The sequence below is a fragment of the Streptomyces violascens genome (assembly GCF_014649955.1).
Lineage (GTDB): Bacteria > Actinomycetota > Actinomycetes > Streptomycetales > Streptomycetaceae > Streptomyces > Streptomyces violascens.
Window position 1 is genome coordinate 1 of record NZ_BMUA01000019.1, and the last position, 26,503, is coordinate 26,503.

Below are 26,503 nucleotides of genomic sequence, written 5' to 3' on the forward strand. Positions count from 1 at the left end.
AAGTCATGCCGGCCCCGGAGGCCGGAAGCTCCGTTGCGGAGCCAACGAAAACGGTAATAGGGGGAGGGGGCCCCGGCCCCCGCCCGTACGCTGGAGCCGTGACGGACGAAGCTGCCGGCGGTACGACTGCCCGGAACGAGGACCCGCTGACCACCCCTGCTTCTGGGGGCGAGCCGGGCGCGCCGTTGGGCGGGGACGCCGGGGGCGGTACGGCGCAAGGGGGAACGCCGGCTGAGGGTGAGCGGCCCGAGGCTCGGCTCGAGCGGGCGGTGCGGGCGGCCGAACAGGCGCTGATCGAGTTCGAGATCGCGGTGGAGACCTTCCGGGTCGAGGTGGAGAACTTCTCCCGGCTGCACCATCAGAAGCTCGGCCCGATGTATGCCCGGCTCGATGAGCTGGACGCGCAGATCGCCGAGGCCAGGGCCGTACAGAGCGGTGATCCCGAGGACCTCCGCAAGGCGCGGGAGGCGCGGGCGGCGGTCATGCCCATGCCGGGGGTCGACGAACTGTTCCACGACTGGATGGACTCCGACGGCATCTCCCCCGAGGCCGCCTCGATGCTCACCGGCCAGCCGGTGCGGCCGCCCAAGCGGGTCCGGCCGAGCGAGGAGGTGCGCAGGCTGTATCGCGAGCTGGCCCGCAAGGCGCACCCGGATCTGGCTCAGGACGAGGCCGAGCGGGAGCGGCGGGACGAGTTCATCGCCCGGGTCAATGCCGCGTACGGGCGTGGTGACGAGGCGCTGCTGCGGGAGCTGGCCGAGGAGTGGGCGGCAGGTCCGGTGCCGGCCGAGGTGCGGCCCAGCGAGAGCGAGGAGCTGTACGCGCGTCTTGAGTGGCTGAGCCGGCGCAAGGAGTTGCTCGCGCTGCTGGCCCGGGAGCTGGAGGACAGCGCGATCGGTTCGATGCTGCGGATGGCGCCGGACGATCCGGACCGGCTCCTCGAGGAGATCGCCGAGCAGCTGCTGGCCGAGGTGGCCGGTCGTGAGGCTGAGCTCGCGAAGCTGGTGCAGTAGCGTTCGGGGGACCTGCCGGGTTCGTACGAGAGAAGGCATGACCCATGAATTTCGCCCAGCTGCCCTCCGTGGACGTCGCCGAGGTGCCGGCCGACGCCCTGGTGCTCGATGTCCGGGAGGACGACGAATGGGCGGCGGGGCATGCCGAGGGCGCGCTGCATGTGCCGATGAGTGACTTCGTGGCCCGCTTCGGCGAGGTGACCGAGGCGGTCGCGGACGGGCGCCGGGCGTATGTGATGTGCCGGGTCGGTGGCCGGTCGGCGCAGGTCACGCAGTATCTCGTGCAGCAGGGGATCGACGCGGTGAACGTCGACGGCGGCATGCAGGTGTGGGAGGCCTCCGGCCGCAAGGTCGTCGACAACCAGGGCGCGCCGGGCACGGTCATCTAGCCCGCTGGCCCGCCGACCTCTGGGGCGCGCCCCGGGACGCGGTTGCTTTACGCGCTCTGGCTGAGCGGGTGCGCGGCGAGGAGGTCGCCGAGGGCTTCCTCGTGGGCGGCGGCCGGGCCGAGCGCGAGTTCCAGTTGCTTGGCCCAGGCGTGGTAGCGGTGCAGGGCGTAGTCGGTGTCGGCGCCGAAGCCGCCGTGCAGGTGCTGGGCGGTCTGGACGACGCGGCGTACGCCTTCGGAGGCCCAGATCTTGGCGACCGAGACGTCTCCGGCGACGGGCAGTGCGCCCTGTGCGCCGGTGCTGATGCGCCAGGCCGCCTGCCACAGGGTCGCTTCCATGGCGCGCAGGTCGATGTAGCGGTCGGCGGCCTGGACGGCGACGGCCTGGAACGTGGCGACCGGGTGCCCGAACTGCTCGCGTTTTCCGGTGTATTGGCTGGTCATGGTGAGGACGGCTTCGCCGAGCCCCAGGGCAAGCGCGCAGGTTCCGGTGGCGAGCAGGTTGCGCAGCCATTCCCAGGCGCCGGCCGCGTCGATGACCGTGGATGTGTCGGCGCGTACGGCTTCGAGGTGGAGCTCGCCGAAGCGTTCGCCGGTGGTGGAGATCTGCTCGGCGAGGGTGACGCCTGTGTGAGCGCGGGGGACCAGGGCCAGTACGGTGCGGCCGTCGGCGGTGTGGGCGGGTACGGCGATGCGGTCGCAGGTCTGGGCCCAGGGCACGCCGGTCTGGGTGCCGTCGAATACCCAGATGTCGCCGTCTTGGCGTGCGGTGACGGCGAGTTCGGCGCCGTCGTGGCCGGTGCGGCCGTTGGCGGCGACGGTCAGGACGAGTTCCCCCCGTCCGATCGTAGGCAGCAGTTCCCGCCTCAACTCGGCCCGGCCGTAGCGCTGTACGGCCATGGCGACCGCGCTCGTCTCCAGGAGCGGCAGCCGGGCGAGGACCTTGGCCGATTCGCGCAGGACCAGGCACAGGGCGATCGGGTCGAGGCCCGCGCCGCCGTATTCGGCGTCCAGGACCAGGCCCAGCAGGTCCGAGGCGGCGAGTTTCGCCCACAGCGGGCGGTCGAAGTCGTCGGCGACGGCGCCCGCCGTGAGGGCGGGGCTCGGTACCGCGTCGGGTGCGACGCCGGAGAAGACCGCCTTGGCCGCCTCGACGGCTGCCTGCTGCTCCTCGGTGAAGGTGAAGTCCACGGCCTTGTCCTCCCGCACGCACCGGCTCTGTCCGGACCGGGGCGTCGCGAGCTGAACCGCGCGCTGCCCGACCGGATCTGACGGATCGTCAAGATAGAACAGGTTCTACGGGATGGGAATGGGCGCGCGGCCGACAGGAGCGGAAGGAGCGTGCACGGACCGCCGGACCGCCCCTGGCTCGGCGCGGGGTTCCTTCAAAGTCCCCCAGGGAAGCCCACGGGAAGGCCATCCAGGGAGAGCCGCGCAAGGCAGAGTCGCCCAGGGGAAGCCACCCGGGCCCGGCCCGCCTTCGCCCCCACATCCCCGGCGGCCTCACCACCTCACCGGTCGAAGTCCAGCTCCACCTCTCCCGTCGCGGGATGCGACTGGCAGGCCAGGACGTAGCCCGCCTCCGTCTCCTCCGGTTCCAGCGCGAAGTTGCGCTCCATCCGTACCTCGCCCTTGACCAGGAACGCCCGGCACGTCCCGCACACCCCGCCCTTGCAGGCGTACGGGGCGTCCGCGCGGGCGCGCAGCACCGTCTCCAGGAGGGTTTCGCCCTCCTGGACCGGCCAGTTGCCCGAGCGGCCGTCCAGGGTCGCGGTGAGCGTGGCGTGCGCCGGTGCGGCGACGGTGGACAGGGGCGCCGGTGCCGCGTCGACGTGGAAGATCTCCTGGTGGATGCGGTTGCGGTCGACGCCGAGCCCGCGCAGGGCCCGCTCGGCGCCCTCGACCAGGCCGAAGGGGCCGCACAGGAACCAGCCGTCGATGTCCGCCACCGGGAGCAGCGCGGGCAGCAGCCCGGCCAGCCGCTCACGGTCGAGCCGGCCCGAGGGCAGGCCGGACTGCTGTTCCTCCCGGGACAGCACGGTGACCAGCTGGAACCGCTCGGGGTAGCGGTCCTTCAGGTCGGCCGTCTCCTCGAGGAACATCGCGGAGGCTGCGCTGCGGTCGCTGCGGATCAGGCAGAACCGCGCCTCGGGCTCGCGGGCGAGCAGGGTCGCCGCGATCGACAGGACCGGCGTGATGCCGCTGCCGCCGACGATCGCCGCGAAGTGCCCGGGACGCGGGTCCAGGACGAAGCGGCCCATCGGCTCCATGACGTCGACGGTGTCGCCGACGGCCAGTTCCTTGAAGGCGTACGTCGAGAAGCTGCCGCCCTCCACCAGGCGGATGCCGACCCGCAGGACGGGCTCGCCCGGCGCCTCGACGGCGGGCGCGCAGATCGAGTACGTACGGCGGATCTCCTCGCCCCCCACGCTGCGGCGCAGGGCGAGATGCTGGCCGGGGAGGTGCCGGTAGGCCTCGCGGAGCTCGGGCGGCACGGCGAAGGTGACGGCCACCGAGTCGTCCGTGAGCTGCTCGACCTCGCTGACCCGGAGCGGATGGAACATCTACAACTCCTTGAAGTGGTCGAACGGTTCGCGGCACGAGACGCAGCGGCGCAGCGCCTTGCACGCGGTGGAGGAGAACCGGCTGAGCAGTTCGGTGTCGGTGGACCCGCAGTGCGGGCAGCGGACCGACAGGGTGAGCGCGACCGGGCCCTCGGCGGTGTGCGGGCGCGGCGGAGCTATGCCGAACTCGGCGAGTTTGCGGCGGCCTTCCGCGCTGATGTCCTCGGTCGACCAGGCGGGGGACAGTACCCGTACGACCGAGACGTGCGGTATCCCGTGGTCGTGGAGCACGCGCTCGATGTCCGAGGACATGGCTTCCACGGCGGGGCAGCCGGTGTAGGTGGGGGTGAGCTCGACGCGTACCCGGCCCGGGGCTTCGACGTGCACATCGCGCAGCACGCCGAGCTCTTCGAGGGTGAGGACGGGCAGCTCGGGGTCGGGGACGGAGCCGGCGAGGCGGCGGAGCTCGGTCTCCAGGGGCGTGGGTGCGGTGTCGGTCACCATGACGCCCCCGGGTGGCTGCGGTGCAGGTGCTGCATTTCGGCGAGCATCCGCCCGAAGGATTCGGTGTGCAGGCCCTGCCGGCCCGCACCCGCCGCCCAGGCGCCGGTGCGGGGGCCTTCGGGGACGGTCAGGGTGGCCCGGTCCAGGACCGAGGTCACCGACGTCGTCCACCGTGCTTCGAGGTCGGTCCAGTTGAGCTCGAGGCCCGGGACCGGCTGGAACATCTCGCCGGTGAAGCGCCACAGCGCCTCGCAGGCTCGCTGCATCCGGCCGTGGCTCTCCTCGGTGCCGTCGCCGAGCCGCAGGGTCCACTGCTCGGCGTGGTCACGGTGGTATTCGACCTCCTTGACCGCCTTCGCCGCGAGTGCCGTGAACTCGCCTCCTCCTGCTGCCAGTTCGCCGTACAGCAGGTGCTGGTACGTCGAGAAGTACAGCTGGCGGGCGATGGTGTGGGCGAAGTCGCCATTGGGCTGTTCGACGAGCTGGAGGTTGCGGAAGGCCCGTTCCTCGCGGAGGTAGGCGAGCTCGTCCTCGTCGCCCACCTGCGAGAGCAGCACCCGGGCCTGGCCGAGCAGGTCGAGGGCGATGTTCGCCAGGGCGACCTCCTCTTCGAGGACCGGGGCGTGGCCCGCCCACTCCCCCAGCCGGTGCGACAGCACCAGGGCGTCGTCGCCGAGGGCGAGGGCGGCTTCGGCCGAGACGGTGGCGGTCACAGGTGCTTCACTCCTTCCGGGATCTCGTAGAACGTCGGGTGTCGGTAGGGCTTGTCGGCGGCCGGGTCGAAGAAGGAGTCCTTCTCGTCGGGCGAGGACGCGCTGATCGCCGCGGACGGCACGACCCAGATCGAGATGCCCTCCGACCTGCGGGTGTACAGGTCCCGGGCGTTGCGCAGCGCCATCTCGGCGTCCGGCGCGTGCAGGCTTCCCGCGTGGGTGTGGGAGAGTCCGCGGCGCGAGCGCACGAACACCTCCCAGAGCGGCCAGTCGTGCGTGCTCATGCCGTTGCCTCTCCGTTCGGGTGCTGCGCGGCGGCGGCCGTCGCCTGCTGGGCGGGCTGCGTCTGCTGTGTCGCCTGGTGTGTCGTCTGCTGCTTCGTGGCGTAGGCGGCGGCCGCGTCCCGTACCCAGGCGCCCTCTTCGTGAGCCCGGCGGCGCTGGGTGATCCGCTGCTCGTTGCAGGGGCCGTTGCCCTTGAGGACCTCCCAGAACTCCGTCCAGTCGATCTCGCCGAAGTCGTGGTGGCCGCGCTCCTCGTTCCAGCGCAGCTCGGGGTCGGGCAGGGTGAGGCCGAGGCCTTCGGCCTGGCCGACCGCTATGTCCACGAAGCGCTGGCGCAGCTCGTCGTTGGAGTGCCGCTTGATCTTCCAGGTCATCGACTGTGCGGAGTGCGCCGACTCGTCGTCGGGCGGGCCGAACATCATCAGCGAGGGCCACCACCAGCGGTTCACCGCGTCCTGCGCCATCGCGTGCTGCTCGGGCGTCCCCTTGGACAGGGTCAGCAGCAGCTCGTACCCCTGGCGCTGGTGGAAGGACTCCTCCTTGCAGATGCGGACCATCGCCCGCGCGTACGGGCCGTAGGAGCAGCGGCACAGGGGGACCTGGTTGGTGATCGCCGCGCCGTCCACCAGCCAGCCGATCGCGCCGACGTCGGCCCAGGTCAGGGTCGGGTAGTTGAAGATCGACGAGTACTTCTGGCGGCCCGAGTGCAGTTTGTCGAGGAGCTCGTCGCGGCCGGTGCCGAGCGTTTCGGCCGCGCTGTAGAGGTAGAGGCCGTGGCCCGCTTCGTCCTGGACCTTGGCCATCAGGATGGCCTTGCGGCGCAGGGACGGGGCGCGGGTGATCCAGTTCGCCTCCGGCTGCATGCCGATGATCTCGGAATGGGCGTGCTGGGCCATCTGGCGGACCAGCGAGGAGCGGTAAGCCTCGGGCATCCAGTCGCGTGGCTCGATCCGCTCGTCCGCGGCGACGGCCGCGTCGAACACCGCCAGGGACGAGGCGTCCGTCCCTGCGGCTGCCGTGGCTGTCGCGGTCACTCCGGTCATTCCGGCCCCCTGCCGAGCTGCTGTGCGGCTGTCCACCAACCGACCGATCGTTCGGTTCAATGACTTCAATGGTGAGTCGACGGCCCGTAGGGTGTCAACCCTGTGGATAACTCAGCGGGTGCCGATCGGGGCGGGATGGATTCGTACAAGGACGGGACCGGAGCCGGGGGCAAGGCCGACGGAGCGGGATCTGAGCAGGTCAGAGCTGCTTCGGCGGGGGCTGGCGACCTTGCCGCGAGCGCTCCGGAGGCTTCGGCCGGACGGGGTACGGCCCCGGAAATCGGCACTGCTTCCGGCCCGGGGGATGACGCCATTTTCGATTCTTCGGCGGCCCCGGACCGAAATTCCGCCACGCGGGCGGCAGCGGGTCCGGCCCGGGATTCCGCCCCGCACCTTCCCGTTGTCGCCCCGGACCCCCTTTCCGTCCCGGACCCCGTTTCCGGCCCCGCAGACGGCTCCGGTCCCACAGCCGGCGCTGGTCCCGCCCAGGGATCCGAGCCCGCCGACGGACCGGACTTGGCCGACTCCGGCCGCGCCGACGGACCCGGCCCCATGGGCCACGGCGGCGCAAACGCGGCCTCCCGCGGGATCGCCGGCCTGCCCTTCCGGTTCCAGGTCGTGGCCGCCCTCGCGCTCGCGGTGATCGGCGTGATCGCCTGCGTGCAGATCGGGATGGTCTTCCTGCATGTCGCACCGTCCAACACGGTCAGCAAGGAGTACGGGAAGGCCGTCGACGACTGGATCTACCCCGAGTTCGAGCAGAACTGGAAGCTCTTCGCGCCCAATCCGCTGCAGCAGAACATCAATGTCCAGGCGCGCGCCGAGATCAAGATGCCCGGCGGCACGGTCAGGACGACCGACTGGATCGACTTCTCGGCCCAGGACGGCGCCGCGATCCAGCACAACCCGCTGCCCAGCCACACCGAGCAGAACGAACTGCGCCGCGGCTGGGACTTCTTCGTCGGTTCGCACACCGACGACAACAAGCCGAACGGCCTGCGCGGTGAGCTCTCCGAGCAGTACCTGCGCCGCATCGTGATGCTCCGGCTCGGCGCGCACCGCGACGGCGGCACGGTCGACCGGATCCAGGTCAGGTCCATGACCACATCCGTCAAGGGCCCCTCGTGGAGCGACGAGAAGACCGACACCCGGCCGTCCTACCGGGAGGTGCCGTGGTGGACGGTGACCCCGGCCGACCTGCCCGGGGGCGCCGGTGACGCACGTACGGAGGCGAAGCGGTGAGCACGTACGACCATGACGGCCCGACCGGCCGCCCGGCGGAGAGCCCCGCCGCCCGCACGGCGAACGGCCGGCACCCCGTGGCAGCGGCCGACGCCCTGCCCGATGCCTCCAAGGCCTCCGACAGGACCCCCCAAGCCCCCCGCGCGGCCGAGGCCGCAGCCGAGACCCGGGCCGCGCGCGCCGTGCGCCTCGTCTCGGCCGCTGCTCTCGGCCCGTACCAGAGCGCCGTCGTCCGGATCGGGTTCTCCGCGACCTGGCTGTTCTTCCTGCTGCGCGAACTGCCCAACCGCCGCGAGCTGTACGGCCCCGACGGCCCCTGGAGCTGGGACCTCGGCAACCGTCTGGTGTCCGGGAACCACGCGTTCACCGCGCTGCTCTGGACCGACAGCACGGTCTGGTTCGAGATCGTGTACGCGCTGGCCATCGTGTCCAGTGCGCTCCTGATGCTGGGCTGGCGCACGCGCACCATGTCTGTCGTCTTCATGATCGGTGTGCTCTCCCTGCAGAATCGCTCCGTCTTCATGGGGGACGGTGGTGACAACGTCATCCACCTGATGGCGATCTATCTGGTCTTCACGCGGTGCGCGCAGGTCTGGTCCCTCGACGCCCGGCGCGCCGCGCGCGGGGTGCGCCAGGACCGGGTCGGCCCGGTGCTGTGGGCGGTGTGCGGCCTCGGGCTGCTCGTCGGCACCTGGCGTACGTCCGGGTCCGGCGTCTTCGGCGGCGGCGAGTGGTGGCTGTGGGTCGTGTTCTGGGGCATGTGGGCCGTGCAGGGCCTGTGGTGGGTGGTGGGCAGGTTCGCCGACGGCGACTCGCGTGCGCTGCTCGATGTCCTGGGCAACCTGGTCCACAACGCGGCCATGGTCGTGATCATGGCGGAGGTCTGCCTGGTCTACGCGACCGCCGGCTGGTACAAGATCCAGGGAAGCCGCTGGCAGGACGGGACCGCGCTGTTCTACCCGCTGAAGCTCGACTACTTCTCGCCGTGGCCCGAACTCTCCTCCCTGCTTGGCACGAGCGGGGTGATCGTGATGCTGCTCACTTATGGAACGGTCATGGTCCAAGTGGCGTTCCCGTTCACGCTGTTCAATCGGCGGGTCAAGAACGTGCTGCTCGTGGCGATGATGCTGGAGCACGCCGGGATCGCGGTCCTGCTCGGACTGCCGTTCTTCTCGCTGGCGATGATCGCCGCGGACGCCGTGTTCCTGCCGACGTCGTTCCTGCGCAGAGTGGGCGCGTACGCGGGCCGGCTGCGGCCGGGCGCGCGCCTTCCCGAGCAGCGCCGGGAGCGGGCGGAGCAGGCCGAGCGGCCACGTACGCTCGTGGGGTGAGCAGCACCGAACAGCCGGCCCCGGCCGAGGACGCCCCGGCCGGCGACCCCATCCAGGGCGACCCCATCCAGTACGACGAAGGCTTCGGCCCGGCCGAGGTCGGGGTGGGCCCGCACCCGCGGCCCTGGCCCGAGGGCGAGCGCTACGACCCGGAGCTGCTCGCGCACGGCGACCGGCGCAATGTCGTCGACGCCTACCGGTACTGGACGCGCGAGGCGATCGTCGCCGACCTCGACACCCGGCGGCACGACTTCCATGTGGCGGTCGAGAACTGGGGCCACGACTTCAACATCGGCTCCGTGGTGCGGACCGCGAACGCGTTCCTGGCCAAGGAGATCCACATCGTCGGGCGGCGCCGCTGGAACCGGCGCGGGGCCATGGTCACCGACCGCTACCAGCACGTCCGCCACCACCCGGACACCGAGTCGCTGACCGCGTGGGCCCTCGCGGAGGGCGTGCCGATCATCGGCATCGACAACCTGCCCGGCGCGGTGCCCCTTGAGCGGACCGAGCTGCCGCGCCGGTGTGTGCTGCTCTTCGGCCAGGAAGGCCCGGGGCTCACCGAAGAGGCCCGTAAGCACGCCCATATGGTGTGCTCCATCGCGCAGTTCGGCTCCACACGCTCGATCAACGCGGGGGCCGCGGCGGCCATCGCGATGCACTCCTGGGTGCAGAGGCACGCCGTCATTCCCGACTGACGCGCCCCGCTCCCGTAAGGCCTGTCAGGCCTGCCTGCGGACCTCCACCACGCGGAACCGGTTGGCCACGAACGCCCCGTCGCACAGGGCCGCGTTGGCCGCCGGGTTGCCGCCCGAGCCGTGGAAGTCGGAGAAGGCGGCCGTCTGGTTGACGTACACGCCGCCCGTCAGGTTCAGCGACAGCTGGGCCGGCTCGTCCAGGCAGACGTCCTCCACCGCGCGCTCCACCTCCGGGGAGGTGGTGTACGCGCCGACCGTCATCGCGCCCTTGTCGCGGACCGTGCGGCGCAGCAGCTCGACCGCGTCCGCCGTGGAGTCGACGGCGACGGCGAAGGAGACCGGGCCGAAGCACTCCGAGAGGTAGACGGCCTCCGCGTCCGGCTTCGCGCCGTCCAGCTTGACGATCACCGGGGTGCGGACCACCGCGTCCGGGAACTCGGGGTTGGCCACCTCCCGCGAAGGCAGGGCGACTTCACCGAGCCCGGGGGCCGCGTCCAGGCGGGTCTTCACGTCCGGGTTGACCAGGGCGCCGAGCAGCGCGTTGGCCCGGGCGTCGTCGCCGAGCAGGCCGCCGACCGCGCCTGCGAGGTCGCCGACGACCTCGTCGTACGACTTCTTGCCCACGTCCGTGGTGATGCCGTCGCGGGGGATCAGCAGGTTCTGCGGGGTGGTGCACATCTGGCCGCTGTACAGGGACAGCGAGAAGGACAGGTTGGCGAGCATGCCCTTGTAGTTGTCGGTGGAGTCGATGACCACCGTGTTGACGCCGGCCTTCTCCGTGTAGACCTGCGCCTGGCGGGCGTTGGCCTCCAGCCAGTCGCCGAAGGCGGAGGAGCCCGTGTAGTCGATGATCTTGATCTCGGGGCGGACCGCGAGGGTCTTGGCGATGCCCTCGCCGGGCCGCTCGGCCGCGAGCGCCACCAGGTTGGGGTCGAAGCCCGCCTCGGCGAGCACCTCGCGCGCCACCTTCACCGTCATCGCCAGCGGCAGGACCGCGCGCGGGTGCGGCTTGACCAGGACCGGGTTTCCGGTGGCGAGGGAGGCGAACATGCCCGGGTAGCCGTTCCACGTGGGGAACGTGTTGCAGCCGATCAGCAGGGCGATGCCGCGCCCGGCCGGGGTGAACGTCTTGGCGAGCTCCAGGGGCTCGCGCTTGCCCTGCGGCTTGGACCAGGCGGCGCTGCCCGACGGGGTGCGCGTCTGCTCCTGGTAGGCGTACGCGACGGCCTCCAGGCCGCGGTCCTGGGCGTGCGGCCCGCCCGCCTGGAACGCCATCATGAAGGCCTGGCCGCTGGTGTGCATGACCGCGTGCGCGAACTCGTGGGTGCGCGCGCCGATCCGGGCCAGGATCTCGATGCAGACCAGGGCCCGCGTCTCGGGGCCCGCGGCCCGCCAGTCGGCCATGCCGGCGCGCATCGCGGGGAGCAGCACGTCGAGGTCCGGGTGCGGGTACTGGACGCCCAACTCGATTCCGTAGGGCGAGACTTCGGCGCCCGTCCAGTCGTCGGTGCCCGGCTGGTCGAGGTCGAAGCGACGGTTCAGGAGCGCGTCGAAGGCGGCCTTGCCGTCCTCCGCGCCGGTCTCTCCGTAGGCCTTGGGGTGCTCCGGATGCGGCGACCAGTACGCACGCGTGCGGATCGCCTCCAGGGCCCCGTCCAGGGTGGGCCTGTGCTTCTCGGTCAGCTGCATGGCGAGCAACTCCTCGTCGAGTCTTCGAGCTGGGCAGGGAGAGCCGGACACCGCTAGAGTAACCGAACGATCGGTCGGGACAAGAGGGTCCGCGGAAACCTGTGGACAACTACCGGCCACGCCCGCCGCGGCCCCGCTCGTGCGGCCCGGAAGGGGGCCTGCCGGGCCCGTGGGCAAGCCGTAGGGGAGGATCGTGTTCATGACCGAAACCGCCAGCGCCTCAGCGATCGCGCCGAGCCGTACCGTCGCCGTCGTCGGCACCGGAACCATGGGGCAGGGCATCGCCCAGGTGGCCCTCGTCGCCGGACACCCCGTACGGCTCTACGACGCCGTGCCGGGCCGCGCGCGGGAGGCCGCCGACGCTCTGGCCGGACGACTGGACCGGCTGGTCGAGAAGGGCCGCCTGGACGCCGAAGGGCGCGATGCGGCTCTGGCCCGCCTGTACCCGGCCGAGGAGCTCGCCGAGCTCGCGGACTCCGCGCTCGTCGTCGAGGCCGTCCTGGAACAACTCCCCCTCAAACAGGAGTTGTTCGGCGCCCTGGAACGCGTGGTCGACGAGGACTGCCTGCTCGCCACCAACACCTCATCGCTGTCGGTGACCGCGATCGCGGGGGCGCTGCGCCGCCCCGGCCGCTTCGTCGGCCTGCACTTCTTCAACCCGGCGCCGCTGCTCCCGCTGGTGGAGGTGGTCAGCGGTTTCGCCACCGACGAGGCGGCCGCGACCAGGGCGTACGAGACGGCGAAGGCCTGGGGCAAGACGCCGGTGCGCTGCACCGACACCCCCGGCTTCATCGTCAACCGCATCGCCCGCCCCTTCTACGCCGAAGCCTTCGCGGTGTACGAGGAGCGCGGCGCCGACCCGGCCACCATCGACGCGGTGCTGCGCGAGTGCGGCGGGTTCCGGATGGGCCCGTTCGAGCTGACCGACCTCATCGGGCAGGACGTCAACGAGGCGGTGACGCGCTCGGTCTGGGAGTCCTTCTTCCGGAGTCCCAGGTTCACGCCGTCCCTGGCCCAGCGCCGCCTGGTCGAGTCCGGCCTGCACGGCCGCAAGAGCGGACGCGGCTGGTACGCCTACGAGACGCCCGGTGCGCCCTCCAAGGAGGTCGTGCGTCCCGAGCCGCACACCGCGCCGCCCGCCAAGGCCCCGGCGGCCGTCACCGTGGTCGGCGACCTGGGCCCGGCCCGCGAACTCGTGGCGATGATGACGGAGGCCGGCATCGACGTGACGACCGTCAACGAGGGCGGTCCCTACATCGAGCTTCCGGGGGATGGACAGCTCGTTCCGGCCGACGGCAAGACGTCCGTCGAGTTCGCGGACGTCGTCTACTTCGATCTCGCCCTCGACTATCGGGGCGCCACCCGCATCGCGCTCTCCGCGAGCCAGGACACCTCCGAGCGCGCTGTCACCGAGGCCGTCGGCCTGTTCCAGAAGCTCGGCAAGGAGGTCAGCGTCATCGGCGACGTGCCGGGCATGATCGTCGCCCGGACCGTCGCGATGCTCGTCGACTTCGCCGCCGACGCCGTCGCCAAGGGCGTCGCCTCGCCCGAGGACATCGACACCGCGATGCGGCTCGGCGTCAACTACCCGCTGGGGCCCGTCGAATGGAACCGGCGCCTGGGCCAGGACTGGGCGTACGACCTGCTCTCGGCGCTGCACGAGCGCTGCCCCACCGGCCGCTACGCACCCTCGCTCGCGCTCTACCGGCAGGCGTACGCGGGCGACGAGGAGACCGGCTCATGACGACCCCCAAGCGCGACACCTACACGCCCGAGACGCTCCTCACGGTCGCCGTGCGGGTCTTCAACGAGCGCGGCTACGACGGCACGTCGATGGAGCACCTGTCCAAGGCGGCCGGGATCTCCAAGTCGTCGATCTACCACCATGTCGCCGGCAAGGAGGAGCTCCTGCACCGGGCGGTGAGCCGCGCCATAGACGGCCTCTTCGGCGTCCTGGACGAGCCGGGCGCCCAGCGCGGCCGTTCGATTGAGCGGGTCGAGTACGTCACTCGACGTACCGTCGAAGTCCTCATGGCCGAACTTCCCTACGTCACCCTGCTGTTGCGCGTCCGCGGCAACACCAAGACGGAACGCTGGGCGATGGAGCGCCGCAGGGAGTTCGACCAGCGGGTCTCCGATCTCCTGAAGGCGGCCGTCGCGGACGGCGATCTCCGCGCCGACCTGGACATTCGCCTGGCGACCCGGCTGCTCTTCGGCATGGTCAACTCGCTGGTCGAGTGGTACCGGCCGCAGCGCGAGGGCGAGGCGGACGGCGACCAGGTGGCCGACACCGTGGTCAGGATGGCCTTCGAGGGGTTGCGGACCGGCCATTGAGCCGCGGGGCCGTTGACTGAGGCACCGAAGCGGATCAGCATCCACGGTCATGGCTGCCCTGCGAACTCCTGCGCCCTTTGTGTCCGTCTGTGCCACGGTGCTGCTCGTGGGCCTGACGCTGGCCGGGTGCAGCGGTGAGGGCGGCAGAAACGATTCGGCGGCCAAGTCGCCGGACGCGAGAGCCGCGGTCAAGAAGGCCGAGACCCAGCCCGCCGCACCGGCGCCGCCCGTCGAGGGCGACGAATTCGGCTGTCTGACACCCGAGCAGGCCAAGGCGGGCTCGATCGTCTTCAAGAGCGCGGCGGGATCGCCCACTGGCGGCTTTCTGACCGGAAGTGGCAATACCGGGATCGTTCTCGCCCACCAGTCGGACGGGAATGTCTGCCAGTGGAAGGACAAGGCCGTCGAGCTCGGCAAGGCGGGCTTCCGCGTGCTCGCGGTCAACAACACGACCGGTGACGCGGCCGACGAGATCGAGGGAGCGGCCACCGTGCTGCGCACCGAGGGAGCCTGGAAGCTGCTCCTGATGGGCGCGTCCAAGGGCGGCACCGCGAGCCTGGAGGCGGCCGCCCACATGCCGCTGAAGCCGGACGCGGTGGTCGCGCTGTCGGCCCCCACGGCGTACGGCCCGATGGACGCGCTGGCCGCCGCCAAGAACATCACCGTGCCGGTGCTCTACATGGCCGGCGACCAGGACGGCACGTTCGCCACGGCCGCGCGGGAGCTGAGCGCGGCGAGCACCAAGGCCCCGGAGGACCGGCTGGTCCCCGTCAAGGGATCGGCCTCCCACGGAGTGGCCCTGCTCGCCGCCCCCGGCAACTGGGAGACCGTCCTCGCCTTCCTGAAGAAGTACTGCACCTGAGCGGTAAGTACGGCGCGCGGGCCGGGCCCCTACGCGGGGTCCAGGTCCGTCTCCTCGAACACCAGCAGGGTGCGCGTCGACAGGACCTCCGGGATGGACTGGATCCGGGTCAGGACCAGCTCGCGCAGCGCCCTGTTGTCGGGCGTGTGCACCAGGAGCAGGACGTCGAAATCCCCGCTCACCAGGGCGATGTGGGCGGCTCCGGGCAGTTCCTTGAGCTGTGCGCGGACCGTGCGCCACGAGTTCTGCACGATCTTGAGCGTGATGTACGCGGCCGCGCCCTGGCCCGCCCTCTCGTGGTCCACGCGCGCGGTGAAGCCCTGGATCACGTTGTCCTCGACGAGCCGGTTGATCCGCGCGTAGGCGTTGGCGCGCGAGACGTGCACCCGCTCGGCCACGGAGCGTATCGAGGCCCGGCCGTCCGTCTGCAGGATCCGCAGGATGGCGTGATCGATCTCGTCCAGCGGGCGCGGCGGCACCGGCCGGATCTCGCCGGTGGCCATTTGTTCAGCTGCCATGTCCCCCCGCCTTCCTGTTGTGGACGACCTGTTCCCATCCCAGGCTGTGGAGAACCGTTTGTCCACAGGCTGAAGGTGGCTGTAGCCAAAATGCGTCCACGACCGAACAATCGGTAGGTGAGGGGCGTCACACTCACGCCCCTCCCACGGATGTCCGCTCCCCACAAGGAGGTGCATTGGCATGACGGTCCAAGAGCTCCCCGGTGCCGCCGCATACCGGCCGACCCCTCCGCCCGCCTGGCGGCCGCGCACCGACCCCGCGCCGCTCCTCCCGGACCCCGAGCCCCACCGGGTCCTGGGGACCGGCGCCGAGCTCGACCGCGCGCTGATGCTGAAGCTGTACGCGGAGCTGGTGCGCGGCCGCCGCTTCAACGCGCAGGCCACCGCCCTCACCAAGCAGGGCCGCCTCGCCGTGTACCCGTCCTCGACCGGCCAGGAGGCTTGCGAGGTCGCTGCCGCCCTCGCCCTAGAGGAGCGCGACTGGCTGTTCCCGAGCTACCGCGACACCCTTGCAGCCGTCGCCCGGGGCCTCGACCCGGTACAGGCCCTGACGCTGCTCCGCGGCGACTGGCACACCGGCTACGACCCGCGCGAGCACCGCATCGCGCCGCTGTGCACCCCCCTCGCCACCCAGCTCCCGCACGCCGTGGGCCTCGCCCACGCGGCCCGTCTCAAGGGCGACGACGTGGTGGCGCTCGCCCTGGTCGGCGACGGCGGAACCAGCGAGGGCGACTTCCACGAGGCGCTGAACTTCGCGGCCGTCTGGCAGGCCCCGGTGGTCTTCCTGGTCCAGAACAACGGCTTCGCGATCTCCGTGCCGCTCGCCAAGCAGACCGCAGCGCCTTCCCTCGCCCACAAAGCCGTCGGGTACGGAATGCCGGGCCGCCTGGTCGACGGCAACGACGCGCCCGCCGTGCACCAGGTGCTGTCCGAGGCCGTCGCCCGGGCCAGGCGCGGCGGCGGCCCCACCCTGATCGAGGCCGTCACGTATCGCATGGAGGCGCACACCAACGCCGACGACGCGACGCGCTACCGGGGCTCCGCCGAGGTCGACGCCTGGCGCGACCATGACCCGATCCGGATCCTGGAGGGCGAGCTGACCGCCCGCGGCATCCTCGACGAGGACGGCATACGCGCCGCCGCCGAGGCCGCCGAGACCATGGCCGCGGCGCTGCGCGACCAGATGAACGCCGACCCGGTCCTGGACCCCATGGACCTGTTCGCCGAGGTCTACGCCGAGAAGAACGGCCAACTGCGCGAGCAGGCGGCCCAGTTGCGCGCCGAGCTGGAAGCCGAGGCCCGCTGATGGCCACCGCCACCGACAAGAAGCCCGCCACCATGGCGCAGGCCTTGCAGCGCGCGATGCGCGACGCCATGGCCGAGGACCCCACCGTGCACGTCCTCGGTGAGGACGTCGGCACCCTGGGCGGCGTGTTCCGGGTCACCGACGGGCTCGCCAAGGAGTTCGGCGAGGACCGCTGCACCGACACCCCGCTCGCCGAGGCCGGCATCCTCGGCACGGCCGTCGGCATGGCGATGTACGGCCTTCGTCCGGTTGTCGAGATGCAGTTCGACGCCTTCGCCTACCCGGCGTTCGAGCAGCTCATCAGCCATGTCGCCAAGATGCGCAACCGCACCCGCGGCGCCATGGCGATGCCCATCGTGGTGCGCGTGCCCTACGGCGGCGGCATCGGCGGCGTCGAGCACCACAGCGATTCCAGCGAGGCCTACTACATGGCGACGCCCGGCCTCCAGGTCGTCACCCCGGCCACCGTGGAGGACGCGTACGGCCTGCTCAGGGCCGCCATCGCCTCCGACGACCCGGTCGTCTTCCTGGAGCCCAAGCGGCTGTACTGGTCGAAGTCCGACTGGTCGCCCGAGGCCCCCGCAGCCGTGGAGCCCATCGGCAAGGCCGTCGTGCGGCGCTCCGGGCGCAGTGCCACGCTCATCACCTACGGGCCGTCCGTGCCGGTGTGCATGGAGGCGGCCGAGGCGGCCCGCGAGGAGGGCTGGGACCTCGAAGTCGTCGACCTGCGCTCGCTGGTGCCGTTCGACGACGAGACGGTGTGCGCGTCGGTGCGCCGCACCGGGCGGGCCGTGGTCGTCCACGAGTCGGCCGGATTCGGCGGCCCCGGCGGCGAGATGGCGGCGCGCATCACCGAGCGCTGCTTCCACCACCTGGAGGCGCCCGTGCTGCGGGTCGCCGGCTTCGACATCCCCTACCCGCCGCCGATGCTGGAGAAGCACCATCTGCCGGGTGTGGACCGGGTCCTTGACGCGGTGGCGCGGCTGCAGTGGGAGGCGGAGCACTGATGCCGAAGGTCCTTGAGTTCAAGCTGCCCGACCTCGGCGAGGGGCTCACCGAGGCGGAGATCGTGCGCTGGCTCGTCGCGGTCGGCGACGTGGTGGCCGTGGACCAGCCGGTGGTCGAGGTGGAGACCGCCAAGGCGATGGTCGAGGTGCCCTGCCCCTACGGCGGCGTGGTCACCGCCCGCTTCGGTGACGAGGGCACCGAATTGCCGGTCGGCGCACCCCTGTTGACTGTCGCCGTCGGCCCCGTGGACGAGGAGGACGCCGTCGAGGAGGTGGAGTCCTCCGAGTACTCGGGCAACGTCCTGGTCGGCTACGGGACGGCCGCGGCCACCAGCCGCCGCCGCTCCCGTGTGCGGCCCATGACCCCGGCCGCCGTCCCGGCCGCGCCCCCCGCCCCGGCCAAGGCGGCCGGACCCGTGCCGGTCATCTCCCCGCTGGTGCGCAGGCTGGCCCGTGAACACGGCCTCGATCTACGGGAGTTGCGTGGTAGCGGGCCCGAGGGCCTGATCCTGCGCGCCGACGTGGAGTCGGCCATGCGGACACCGGCGCCGGTTCCCGCACCCGTCGTGCCCGCGACCCCGGCTCCCGCCCGTGCCGGTGAGCGCATCGCCCTGAAGGGCATCCGGGGCGCGGTCGCCGACAAGCTCAGCCGCAGCCGTACCGAAATCCCCGACGCCACCTGCTGGGTGGACGCCGACGCCACCGAGCTGATGGCGGCCCGCGCCGCCATGAACGCCGCGGGCGGCCCCAAGGTGTCCGTCCTCGCGCTGCTCGCCCGCATCTGCACGGCGGCCCTCGCCCGCTTCCCCGAGCTCAACTCGACGGTCGACATGGCGGCCCGCGAGATCGTGCGGCTGCCCGAGGTGCACCTGGGCTTCGCGGCCCAGACCGAGCGCGGCCTGGTCGTCCCGGTCGTCCGCGACGCCCACACCCGCAACGTCGACTCGCTCGGCGCCGAGCTCGCCCGGCTCACCGAGGCGGCCCGCACGGGCACGCTGACCCCGGCCCAGCTGACCGGCGGCACCTTCACCCTCAACAACTACGGGGTGTTCGGCGTCGACGGTTCCACGCCGATCATCAACCACCCCGAGGCGGCGATGCTGGGAGTCGGCCGCATCATCCCCAAGCCGTGGGTGCACGAGGGCGAGCTCGCGGTGCGCCAGGTGGTCCAGCTGTCCCTCACCTTCGACCACCGGGTGTGCGACGGCGGCACCGCGGGCGGCTTCCTGCGCTACGTCGCGGACTGCGTGGAGCACCCGGCGGTTCTGCTGCGCACGCTGTGACGAACGGCCCCGCGAGCTCGGGACGTTCGCGGGGGTGGCGGTGATCGTCCGGCGGCCCATACTCGGGGGATGACCGCGTATGACGCCGCAGCACCCGCGTATGGCGCCGCAGGATCCGCACCGTACGACGCCGTGGTACTCGCCGGAGGCGCCGCCAAGCGGCTGGGCGGCGCCGACAAACCCGGGCTCAGCGTGGGCGGCCGGCCCCTGCTCGACCGGGTGCTCACCGCCTGCGCGGGCGCCGCGACCACCGTGGTGGTGGGCGGGCGGCGGCCCACCGCACGGCCCGTGGAGTGGACGCGGGAGGAACCGGCCGGCGGCGGACCGCTGGCCGCTCTGGACGCCGGGCTGCGCCGTACCTCGGCCGAGAGCGTGCTCGTGCTCTCGGCCGATCTGCCGTTCCTGGCCGCGCCGACCGTCGACGCCCTCCTCGGCGAGCTGCGGCGCACCGGCCGCGAAGGCGCGCTCTGCACCGACGCCGACGGCCGCGACCAGCCGCTGGTCGCCGCCTACCGTGCCGAACCACTGCGCCGCGAGCTCGCCCTGCTCGCCACCGAGCACGGCTCGCTCGCCGGGCTCCCACTGCGGCTGCTGACCCGCGAACTCGACCTCGCCCGCATCACCGCGGACCCGCTCGCATCCTTCGACTGCGACACCTGGGAGGACCTCGCCGCCGCCCGGGCCCGGATCAGGGACCATGGGGGCGTGCTGGACGAATGGATCACCGCAGTCAAGGACGAACTCGGCATCGAGCTGGACGTCGACACCGGCGTCCTCCTGGACCTCGCCAGGGACGCTGCCCACGGCGTCGCCCGGCCCGCCGCCCCGCTCACCACCTTCCTGGTCGGCTACGCCGCCGCGAAGGCGGGCGGCGAGGGCAAGGACGTGGCGGAGGCGGCCCGTAAGGCTGCCGCGCTCGCCAACCGCTGGGCGGCCGAGGCCGAGGCAGCCGACGGCCCGAAGAACGACGCCGGATGACCGCCTCCAGCCCGGCGGCGGACGACGGATCCGACGAGGCCCTCGCCCTGCTGCGCGACGCCCTGCCGGCGCCGGGCCCGGCCGGGGAGAGCCGGCCGCAGGGCCCGGACCGAGCCGAGCCCGCCGCCCGTCCGGCCCCGCGCCACCGGGTGTCCGCCTGGGCCGATGCCCGCAACGTGGCCGCCCGGGCAGGCCGGGCCGCACCGGCCCGCTCCCACCGGGTGCCGCTGGAGCAGGCCCTGGGGGAGATCCTCACCGAGCGACTCACCGCGCTCACCGACCTGCCGTCCTTCGACACCTCCGCCATGGACGGCTGGGCCGTGGCCGGGCCCGGCCCCTGGGAGGTGCAGGATGGCGGCGTCCTCGCCGGACACGCAGCCCCCGGCCCCCTCGCCGACGGCGAAGCCGTACGCATCGCCACCGGGGCCCGCATCCCCGCCGGAGCCACCGCGGTGATCCGCAGCGAGCACGCCCGCACCGACGAGGCCCGCACCCAGCTCCAGGCCGACCGCGTGGTGCTGCACGGCCAGGACATCCGCCCGCGCGGCCAGGAGTGCCGCTCGGGCGACGTACTGCTGCCCGCGACCGCACTGGTCACCCCGGCCGTGCTCGGCCTCGCCGCGGCCGCCGGATACGACGAACTCGCCACCGTTCCCCGGCCCCGCGTCGAGATCCTGGTGCTCGGCGACGAACTGCTCACCCGGGGACTCCCCCACGACGGGCTGATCCGGGACGCGCTCGGCCCGATGCTCGGGTTCTGGCTGCGCGCGCTCGGCGCCGAGGTCATCGGGACCCGGCGGCTCAAGGACGACGCGGGGGCGCTGCTCGCCGCCGTCACCGGATCCTCGGCCGACCTCGTGATCACGACGGGCGGCACGGCGGCCGGACCCGTCGACCACGTCCACCCGGTGCTGCACAAGGCCGGCGCCGAGCTCCTGGTCGACGGGGTCGCCGTTCGGCCCGGCCACCCCATGCTGCTTGCGCAGATCGGCGCCGGAAAGCACCTGGTCGGCCTGCCCGGCAATCCGCTCGCCGCGGTGTCCGGGCTGCTCACCCTGGCCGAGCCGCTGCTGCGTGAACTCGCCGGCCGGGCACGGGCGGTGACGTACACCGCGCCGCTGCGCAACGAGGTGCAGGGGCATCCGCACGACACCCGGCTCGTGCCGGTGGTGCACCGCGCGGAGTGGGTCGTGCCGCTGCACTACAACGGGCCGGCGATGCTGCGCGGGATCGCCGCCGCCGACGGCCTCGCGGTGGTGCCGCCCGGCGGGGCGCGGGCGGGCCAGGAGGTCGAGATCCTCGATCTGCCGTGGGCTCAAGCAGGCTCGGGGGAAGGGTGTTTCACGTGAAACAGCGTGCTCGCATCCTCAACTCCTGCCTGCATGAAGGGTGTTTCACGTGAAACTGCCCGGCCATGACGCCATGGCACGCCAGGCGGGCGAGAATCTGATCACCCGGCGGGTGAAGCTGCCCCGCCAGGTCGTCGACCGGCCGTTGCGCCAGGTCGCCAAGCGACTCCTCATGGCGCTCGCCGTGCTGATACTGACGACCCTCATCGTCTGGATCGACCGCGACGGCTATCACGACAACGCCAACGGCAAGGTCGATTTCCTCGACGCCGTCTACTACGCCACCGTCACGCTCTCCACGACGGGCTACGGCGACATCGTCCCCTACAGCGACAGCGCCCGGCTCACCAACATCTTGCTGGTCACACCGCTGCGCGTGCTGTTCCTGATCATCCTCGTCGGAACCACTCTCGAAGTCCTCACCGAACGGACCCGCGAAGAGTGGCGGCTCAACCGCTGGAAGGCTCAATTGCGAGAGCACACCGTCATCGTGGGCTTCGGGACGAAGGGCCGGTCGGCGATCCAGACCCTGTGCGCGACGGGCCTGAAGAAGGACCAGGTCGTGATCGTCGACCCGAGCGCGAAGGTGATCGAGACCGCCAACGCGGAGGGCTTCGTCGGCGTCATCGGCGACGCCACCCGCAGCGATGTGCTGCTGCGCGCCGAACTGCAAAAGGCCCGCCAGGTCGTCATCGCCACCCAGCGCGACGACACCGCGGTCCTGGTGACGCTGACGGCCCGCCAGCTCAACCGGGGCGCGAAGATCGTCGCCGCGGTGCGGGAGGAGGAGAACGCGCCGCTGCTGCGCCAGTCCGGCGCGGACGCCGTCATCACCAGCGCCAGCGCGGCCGGCCGGCTGCTCGGCCTCTCCGTGCTCAGCCCGAGCGCGGGCACGGTGATGGAGGACCTGATCCAGCAGGGCAGCGGGCTCGACATGGTGGAGCGGCCCGTGAAGAAGAGCGAGGTGGGCCGCGGGGTGCGGGAGACCGAGGACCTGGTGGTGAGCGTGCTGCGCGGCCATCGGCTGCTCGCGTACGACGACGCCAAGGCGAGCCCGCTCCAGCTCACCGACCGGCTCATCACGATCGTACGAGCCGGTGGCACGCCGGTCGGGGGTCAGCCGGAGTAGCGTCGCCCGCATGTATGCGATCACGATTCCTGAGCCGGGCGGTCCCGAGGCGCTGGTCTGGGCCGAGGTACCCGATCCCGTACCGGGCGAGGGCGAGGTCCTCGTCGAGGTGGCCGCGGCCGCCGTCAACCGTGCCGATGTGCTCCAGCGCCAGGGCTTCTACAACCCGCCGCCCGGGGCGTCCCCGTACCCGGGCCTGGAGTGTTCCGGGCGGATCGCCGCGCTGGGGCCCGGGGTGTCCGGGTGGAGTGTCGGCGACGAGGTGTGCGCGCTGCTGAGCGGCGGCGGCTACGCCGAGAAGGTGGCCGTGCCGAGCGGCCAGCTGCTTCCCGTGCCCGACGGCGTGGACCTGGCACGGGCAGCCGCCCTGCCCGAGGTCGTCTGCACCGTGTGGTCCAACGTGTTCATGGTGTCCCACCTGCGGCCCGGCGAGACGCTTCTGGTGCACGGCGGGGCGAGCGGCATCGGCACGATGGCGATCCAGCTCGGCAAGGCGATCGGCGCCAGGGTCGCGGTCACGGCCGGCGGCCCCGACAAGCTGGCGCGCTGCTCCGAGCTGGGCGCGGACATCCTCGTCGACTACCGCGAACAGGACTTCGTGGACGAGGTGTTGAAGGCCACGGACGGCGTCGGCGCCGACGTCATCCTCGACATCATGGGCGCCAAGTACCTGGAGCGGAACGTGCGGGCGCTCGCCGTCAACGGGCGGCTCGCGGTGATCGGCCTCCAGGGCGGCGCCAAGGGCGAGCTGAACCTGGGCGCGCTGCTCACCAAGCGGGCCGCGGTCACCGCGACGTCGCTGCGGGGGCGGCCCGCCGCCGAGAAGGCGGCGATCGTGGCGGCCGTGCGCGAGCACGTGTGGCCGCTGATCGCCGACGGCCGGGTGCGGCCCGTGGTGGACCGGACGCTGCCGCTGTCGGATGCTGCCGAGGGTCACCGGGTGCTCGAAGCCTCCACCCATGTGGGCAAGGTGCTGCTGACGGCCTGACGGCCGGGTGAACGCGGAGAGGGGGCGCCGGGAAGGCGCCCCCTCTCACTGCTCCGTGCGACGGGCCGGTGAGCCCGGCGGGGGCTGGTTACAGGTACGGGCCCGAGCGGGCGCCCGTGCGCGGGCCGTCGTCGTCCTCGTCGTCGTGCGAGACACCGGGCGGCAGAGCGCGGCGCATCTGCTCCAGCTGGGCGCGGGCCGCCATCTGCTGGGCGAACAGGGCCGTCTGGATCCCGTGGAAGAGACCTTCGAGCCAGCCGACCAACTGGGCCTGCGCGATGCGGAGTTCGGCCTCCGAGGGGATCGCCTCGTCGGTGAACGGCAGGGAGAGCCGCTCCAGTTCCTCGACCAGCTCCGGCGCCAGGCCGTCTTCCAGTTCCTTCACGGACGAGGCGTGGATGTCCTTGAGGCGTACTCGGCTCGCCTCGTCGAGAGGAGCCGCGCGGACTTCCTCAAGGAGCTGCTTGATCATGCTGCCGATACGCATGACCTTTGCCGGCTGTTCGACCATCTCCGTCACCGGGACCTCGCGGGACTCGTCGTCTCCACCGCCGATCGCCATACCGTCCTGGCCTACGACCAGGATGTGGGGGCTGTCCGGCGACTTATCGTTCCTCGGCATCTCCATGCCGCCCATTCTCTCGCACACGTGCCTCACATCACGTTGTGCCCCCGGGAAGAGGTGATCCACCGCCCGCCGGGCGACGATTCCCGCCGGACGAGCGTGGTTTCACGTGAAACAGCCGACCGCTTTCCCGGTGCCCCTTTCCCGGCGCCTCTTTCATGGCCGCCGGAGCCGCAGTGCCAGGAATCCGAGTCCCAGGCCGGTCAGCGCCAGGCCCGCCCCCAGCGAGAGGACGTGGACGCGCAGGTCGTCATCGGTGGACACGGCCTGCGGCGCCTGATGGTGCCGGGCCGGCGGCAGGACACCGCCGGTCGTGGGGGTGGGCGTGAGCGAGGGGGGCGCCGCAGGCTCCGAGGGCGGAACCTGCTTCGGGGACTGCGGTGCCACCCCGACCTGGGCCGGTGCCACCTCGTCGGGGTCCGCCGTGTCGGGTGCGTACGGCAGGAAGTGGTCCGCCGGATCCACCCGGCCCGGCCGGGTACGGCCCTCGCCCGCCCGGCTGCCCGCCAGGTGCTGGTCCTCGGAGACGGCCTGGGAGGCGGTGGTACGGGGTGAGGCCCGCGAGGGTTCGCCGTGGGGCGAGGCCTGCGCCGTGCCGGAGGGAGTCGCGGTCGGGGGCAGGCCGGGTGACGGGGTGGCGGCGGCGAGGGCGTACGGCAGGGGCGTCAGGAGCAGCGCCCCCGTCAGCGATGCGGCCGCGGCGAGCGACCGGATCCCTGGAGCCATGACAGGGCCCCTTCCCGAAGGGACGTGCAGGATCGCCTGGGGTGACCGAATCAGCGTCACACGGGGCGAGTTGTGCGGCATCCCGGGAGCTGCCCGCCTGCGCCGAATGGGACGGGCGGCGCCGGCCGCCGCACCCCCGGGGTACGCGCGAAGGCCCGGCACCAGGGGTGCCGGGCCTTGTCCGAACGAACGGCGCGCGGTTACTGCGCGGGCGCGTTGCCCGACGAGATCTGGAGCGTGATCTGCGCGTTCTTCTTGTCCACGTCCACGCCGGCGGCGGGGAACTGGCTGATCACCACGTCCTGGCCCCACTGGCCGTTGTCGACGGTCTCGGTGTTGACCTTCCAGCCCGCGGCCTGGATGCAGGACTTCACCGACAGGATGTCCTTGTAGGTGAAGTCCGGCGCCTGGACCTTGCCCGGGTCCACCGTGGAGGTCTGCGGCGAGGTGCACTTCTCGGTGTCCATCGTGCGGTCGCGCTCGGGGCCCTTGTGGCCCGCGGCCGACGAGCTGCTGGCCTTGGCAGCGCCGCCGGTGCCGCCCGAGTCGCCCTTGTTCATGGCGATCGCGGTGACCAGGCCGCCGACCGCGAGCAGGGCCACGGCGATCGCGCCCACGATCACCGGGGTGTTCCGCTTCGATGCGCCGGAGGCGGCCGGGGAGGCCTGCGGGGAGATCGTGTACGGCGGCGGCGTCTGGGCCGCCATCGGGGCGGGCTGCTGCGCCTGCTGCGGGTACCCGTACGAGGGCTGGGGCTGCGGGGCCGGGGTCGGGGGACCGTAGGGGCCCGGCTGGTACGGCGTCTGCACGTTGCCCTGGAGGCCGGGCGCGGCCTGCGAGTCGAGCGGCGGGAAGACCGTCGCGCCGACACCCGCGCCGCTGACGGGCGGGGCGCCGCCGGTGATGACCGGGGCCGCGCCCATCTGGCCCGCGTTGGCGATCCGCAGGATCTCGTCGTGCATGGCCTGGGCGCTCGGGAAGCGCTCGTTCGGGTTCTTCTTCAGTGCGCGGGCCACCAGCGCGTCCACGGCCGGGGTGATCGACCGGTTCACCGAGGAGGGCGCGACCGGCTCCTCCTGGACGTGCGCGTACGCGATCGCCAGCGGCGAGTCCGCGTCGAAGGGGATGCGCCCGGTCAGCAGCTGGAAGAGCATGATGCCGACCGAGTACAGGTCGGAGCGGGCGTCCACGCCGCGGCCGAGGGCCTGCTCGGGCGACAGGTACTGGGGGGTGCCGACGACCATGCCGGTCTGCGTCATGGAGGTGACGCCGGACTGCATGGCGCGGGCGATGCCGAAGTCCATGACCTTGACGACGCCGCGCTTGGTCATCATGACGTTGCCCGGCTTGATGTCCCGGTGGACCAGGCCCATCTCGTGGCTGACCTCCAGGGCGGCCAGGACGTCGGCGGTCACCTTGAGGGCCTTGTCGGCGGGCATCGCACCGTACTGCTGGATGTCGCGGTGCAGCGTCGAGCCGAGCGGCTCGCCCTCCACGTACTCCATGACGATGTACGGCATCAGCGCACCACCGAGTTCGTCCTCGCCGGTGTCGAAGACGGAGACGATGTTGGTGTGCTGGAGCTTGGCGACGGCCTGGGCCTCGCGGCGGAACCGCTCGCGGAAGGACTGTTCCCGGCCGAGCTCGGTGTGCAGCGTCTTGATGGCGACCTGGCGGTCCAGAGCGGAGTCGTACGCGAGGTACACGGAGGCCATGCCGCCCTCGCCGAGGAGGTCGCGCAGCTGGTAGCGCCCGCCCGCGATGGATCCGCCCGCATAGCGGCCGTGTGCGCCGTCCTGGCTCATGACTGTGCATCCCCCTTGGCGCGGTGGCCCGTGCTGATCCTCGTTTTTTCAGGCCAAGTCTGCCCGAGGGGACATCCACGTCAAGCCGGGTGCCCGTTCCGTGACCGTACGCACTGGAAGAGTC

Annotated in this window: 26 protein-coding genes; 15 read left to right on the forward strand and 11 right to left on the reverse strand. The window is 72.0% G+C overall.

The genetic code is table 11. The features are described 5' to 3' along the window. Positions 1–98 precede the first annotated feature (98 nt). Both IE206_RS29375 and IE206_RS29380 read left to right on the forward strand, forming a co-directional pair. A complete protein-coding gene (locus tag IE206_RS29375) occupies positions 99–1,013 on the forward strand; it encodes a J domain-containing protein (protein WP_189967340.1) in 915 nt (304 codons plus the stop codon). A 44-nt stretch (positions 1,014–1,057) separates the two neighbouring features. Next, complete coding sequence (locus IE206_RS29380) at positions 1,058–1,402, forward strand: rhodanese-like domain-containing protein (RefSeq protein ID WP_189967342.1); 345 nt, start codon at positions 1,058–1,060, stop codon at positions 1,400–1,402. A gap of 47 nt (positions 1,403–1,449) precedes the next feature. Here the strand turns inward: IE206_RS29380 and IE206_RS29385 are convergent, their stop codons facing one another. From IE206_RS29385 to paaA, 6 genes are all read right to left on the reverse strand, one after another. Further along, positions 1,450–2,592 (reverse strand): acyl-CoA dehydrogenase family protein, encoded by a 1,143-nt coding sequence (locus IE206_RS29385; RefSeq protein WP_189967580.1) that lies wholly within the window; start codon positions 2,590–2,592, stop codon positions 1,450–1,452. A gap of 320 nt (positions 2,593–2,912) precedes the next feature. Next, entirely contained in the window at positions 2,913–3,965 is a 1,053-nt protein-coding gene (locus tag IE206_RS29390) for a 2Fe-2S iron-sulfur cluster-binding protein (RefSeq protein WP_189967344.1), read from the reverse strand. Continuing rightward, the gene (gene paaD, locus IE206_RS29395; RefSeq protein WP_189967346.1) at positions 3,966–4,469 is read right to left on the reverse strand and encodes a 1,2-phenylacetyl-CoA epoxidase subunit PaaD; all 504 of its coding nucleotides are present in this window, start codon (positions 4,467–4,469) and stop codon (positions 3,966–3,968) included. Further along, the gene (gene paaC / locus IE206_RS29400; RefSeq protein WP_189967348.1) at positions 4,463–5,182 is read right to left on the reverse strand and encodes a 1,2-phenylacetyl-CoA epoxidase subunit PaaC; all 720 of its coding nucleotides are present in this window, start codon (positions 5,180–5,182) and stop codon (positions 4,463–4,465) included. The genes paaD and paaC overlap by 7 nt, the downstream gene beginning before the upstream one ends. After that, positions 5,179–5,466: a 1,2-phenylacetyl-CoA epoxidase subunit PaaB gene (gene paaB, locus IE206_RS29405; RefSeq protein ID WP_053729227.1), complete on the reverse strand. Its 288-nt coding sequence runs from the start codon at positions 5,464–5,466 to the stop codon at positions 5,179–5,181. Before paaB ends, paaC begins: the two co-directional genes overlap by 4 nt. Beyond that, positions 5,463–6,509 (reverse strand): 1,2-phenylacetyl-CoA epoxidase subunit PaaA, encoded by a 1,047-nt coding sequence (paaA, locus tag IE206_RS29410; RefSeq protein WP_189967350.1) that lies wholly within the window; start codon positions 6,507–6,509, stop codon positions 5,463–5,465. The genes paaB and paaA overlap by 4 nt, the downstream gene beginning before the upstream one ends. Before the next feature lie 516 nt (positions 6,510–7,025). Here paaA and IE206_RS29415 point away from each other — a divergent pair. The 3 genes from IE206_RS29415 to IE206_RS29425 are packed head-to-tail and all read left to right on the forward strand — an operon-like array spanning position 7,026 to position 9,780. Then, a complete protein-coding gene (locus tag IE206_RS29415) occupies positions 7,026–7,751 on the forward strand; it encodes a DUF5819 family protein (RefSeq protein WP_308433959.1) in 726 nt (241 codons plus the stop codon). Next, complete coding sequence (locus IE206_RS29420) at positions 7,748–9,082, forward strand: HTTM domain-containing protein (protein WP_373301000.1); 1,335 nt, start codon at positions 7,748–7,750, stop codon at positions 9,080–9,082. Before IE206_RS29415 ends, IE206_RS29420 begins: the two co-directional genes overlap by 4 nt. Continuing rightward, positions 9,079–9,780, forward strand: coding sequence for a TrmH family RNA methyltransferase (locus tag IE206_RS29425; RefSeq protein ID WP_373301001.1), 702 nt, complete (start codon positions 9,079–9,081; stop codon positions 9,778–9,780). Before IE206_RS29420 ends, IE206_RS29425 begins: the two co-directional genes overlap by 4 nt. A 24-nt stretch (positions 9,781–9,804) precedes the next feature. On the opposite strand, the gene paaN is transcribed toward IE206_RS29425, so the two are convergent. Then, on the reverse strand, positions 9,805–11,469 hold the full coding sequence (paaN, locus tag IE206_RS29430; RefSeq protein ID WP_189967354.1) for a phenylacetic acid degradation protein PaaN: 1,665 nt from the start codon (positions 11,467–11,469) through the stop codon (positions 9,805–9,807). Positions 11,470–11,668: 199 nt separating this feature from the next. Between paaN and IE206_RS29435 the strand changes: the two genes are divergently transcribed. Genes IE206_RS29435 through IE206_RS29445 form a run of 3 tightly spaced genes read left to right on the forward strand, consistent with a single transcriptional unit; the run spans position 11,669 to position 14,665 of the window. After that, positions 11,669–13,213 (forward strand): 3-hydroxyacyl-CoA dehydrogenase, encoded by a 1,545-nt coding sequence (locus IE206_RS29435; RefSeq protein WP_189967356.1) that lies wholly within the window; start codon positions 11,669–11,671, stop codon positions 13,211–13,213. After that, positions 13,210–13,803: a TetR/AcrR family transcriptional regulator gene (locus IE206_RS29440; protein ID WP_189967358.1), complete on the forward strand. Its 594-nt coding sequence runs from the start codon at positions 13,210–13,212 to the stop codon at positions 13,801–13,803. The genes IE206_RS29435 and IE206_RS29440 overlap by 4 nt, the downstream gene beginning before the upstream one ends. A 49-nt stretch (positions 13,804–13,852) precedes the next feature. Further along, entirely contained in the window at positions 13,853–14,665 is an 813-nt protein-coding gene (locus tag IE206_RS29445) for an alpha/beta hydrolase family protein (RefSeq protein WP_189967360.1), read from the forward strand. A gap of 29 nt (positions 14,666–14,694) precedes the next feature. Here the strand turns inward: IE206_RS29445 and IE206_RS29450 are convergent, their stop codons facing one another. Further along, positions 14,695–15,183 (reverse strand): Lrp/AsnC family transcriptional regulator, encoded by a 489-nt coding sequence (locus tag IE206_RS29450; protein ID WP_189967362.1) that lies wholly within the window; start codon positions 15,181–15,183, stop codon positions 14,695–14,697. Between the two features lie 181 nt (positions 15,184–15,364). Between IE206_RS29450 and pdhA the strand changes: the two genes are divergently transcribed. The 7 genes from pdhA to IE206_RS29485 all read left to right on the forward strand — a co-directional run bounded on the left by pdhA (position 15,365) and on the right by IE206_RS29485 (position 23,223). Further along, entirely contained in the window at positions 15,365–16,489 is a 1,125-nt protein-coding gene (gene pdhA / locus IE206_RS29455) for a pyruvate dehydrogenase (acetyl-transferring) E1 component subunit alpha (RefSeq protein WP_189967364.1), read from the forward strand. Then, positions 16,489–17,496: an alpha-ketoacid dehydrogenase subunit beta gene (locus IE206_RS29460; RefSeq protein WP_189967366.1), complete on the forward strand. Its 1,008-nt coding sequence runs from the start codon at positions 16,489–16,491 to the stop codon at positions 17,494–17,496. Before pdhA ends, IE206_RS29460 begins: the two co-directional genes overlap by 1 nt. Next, the gene (locus IE206_RS29465) at positions 17,496–18,779 is read left to right on the forward strand and encodes a dihydrolipoamide acetyltransferase family protein (RefSeq protein WP_189967368.1); all 1,284 of its coding nucleotides are present in this window, start codon (positions 17,496–17,498) and stop codon (positions 18,777–18,779) included. The genes IE206_RS29460 and IE206_RS29465 overlap by 1 nt, the downstream gene beginning before the upstream one ends. 69 nt (positions 18,780–18,848) lie before the next feature. Continuing rightward, positions 18,849–19,757, forward strand: coding sequence for an NTP transferase domain-containing protein (locus IE206_RS29470; RefSeq protein WP_189967370.1), 909 nt, complete (start codon positions 18,849–18,851; stop codon positions 19,755–19,757). Further along, positions 19,754–21,106 (forward strand): molybdopterin molybdotransferase MoeA, encoded by a 1,353-nt coding sequence (locus IE206_RS29475; RefSeq protein ID WP_189967372.1) that lies wholly within the window; start codon positions 19,754–19,756, stop codon positions 21,104–21,106. The genes IE206_RS29470 and IE206_RS29475 overlap by 4 nt, the downstream gene beginning before the upstream one ends. Before the next feature lie 49 nt (positions 21,107–21,155). After that, entirely contained in the window at positions 21,156–22,235 is a 1,080-nt protein-coding gene (locus tag IE206_RS29480) for a potassium channel family protein (protein WP_226598915.1), read from the forward strand. Between the two features lie 10 nt (positions 22,236–22,245). Continuing rightward, the gene (locus IE206_RS29485; protein ID WP_189967374.1) at positions 22,246–23,223 is read left to right on the forward strand and encodes an NAD(P)H-quinone oxidoreductase; all 978 of its coding nucleotides are present in this window, start codon (positions 22,246–22,248) and stop codon (positions 23,221–23,223) included. An 88-nt stretch (positions 23,224–23,311) separates the two neighbouring features. Here the strand turns inward: IE206_RS29485 and IE206_RS29490 are convergent, their stop codons facing one another. From IE206_RS29490 to IE206_RS29500, 3 genes are all read right to left on the reverse strand, one after another. Then, the gene (locus tag IE206_RS29490) at positions 23,312–23,851 is read right to left on the reverse strand and encodes a bacterial proteasome activator family protein (RefSeq protein WP_189967376.1); all 540 of its coding nucleotides are present in this window, start codon (positions 23,849–23,851) and stop codon (positions 23,312–23,314) included. 153 nt (positions 23,852–24,004) lie between these two features. Then, entirely contained in the window at positions 24,005–24,574 is a 570-nt protein-coding gene (locus tag IE206_RS29495) for a hypothetical protein (RefSeq protein ID WP_189967378.1), read from the reverse strand. Between the two features lie 200 nt (positions 24,575–24,774). Further along, on the reverse strand, positions 24,775–26,379 hold the full coding sequence (locus IE206_RS29500) for a protein kinase domain-containing protein (RefSeq protein WP_189967379.1): 1,605 nt from the start codon (positions 26,377–26,379) through the stop codon (positions 24,775–24,777). Between the last annotated feature and the right edge of the window lie 124 nt (positions 26,380–26,503).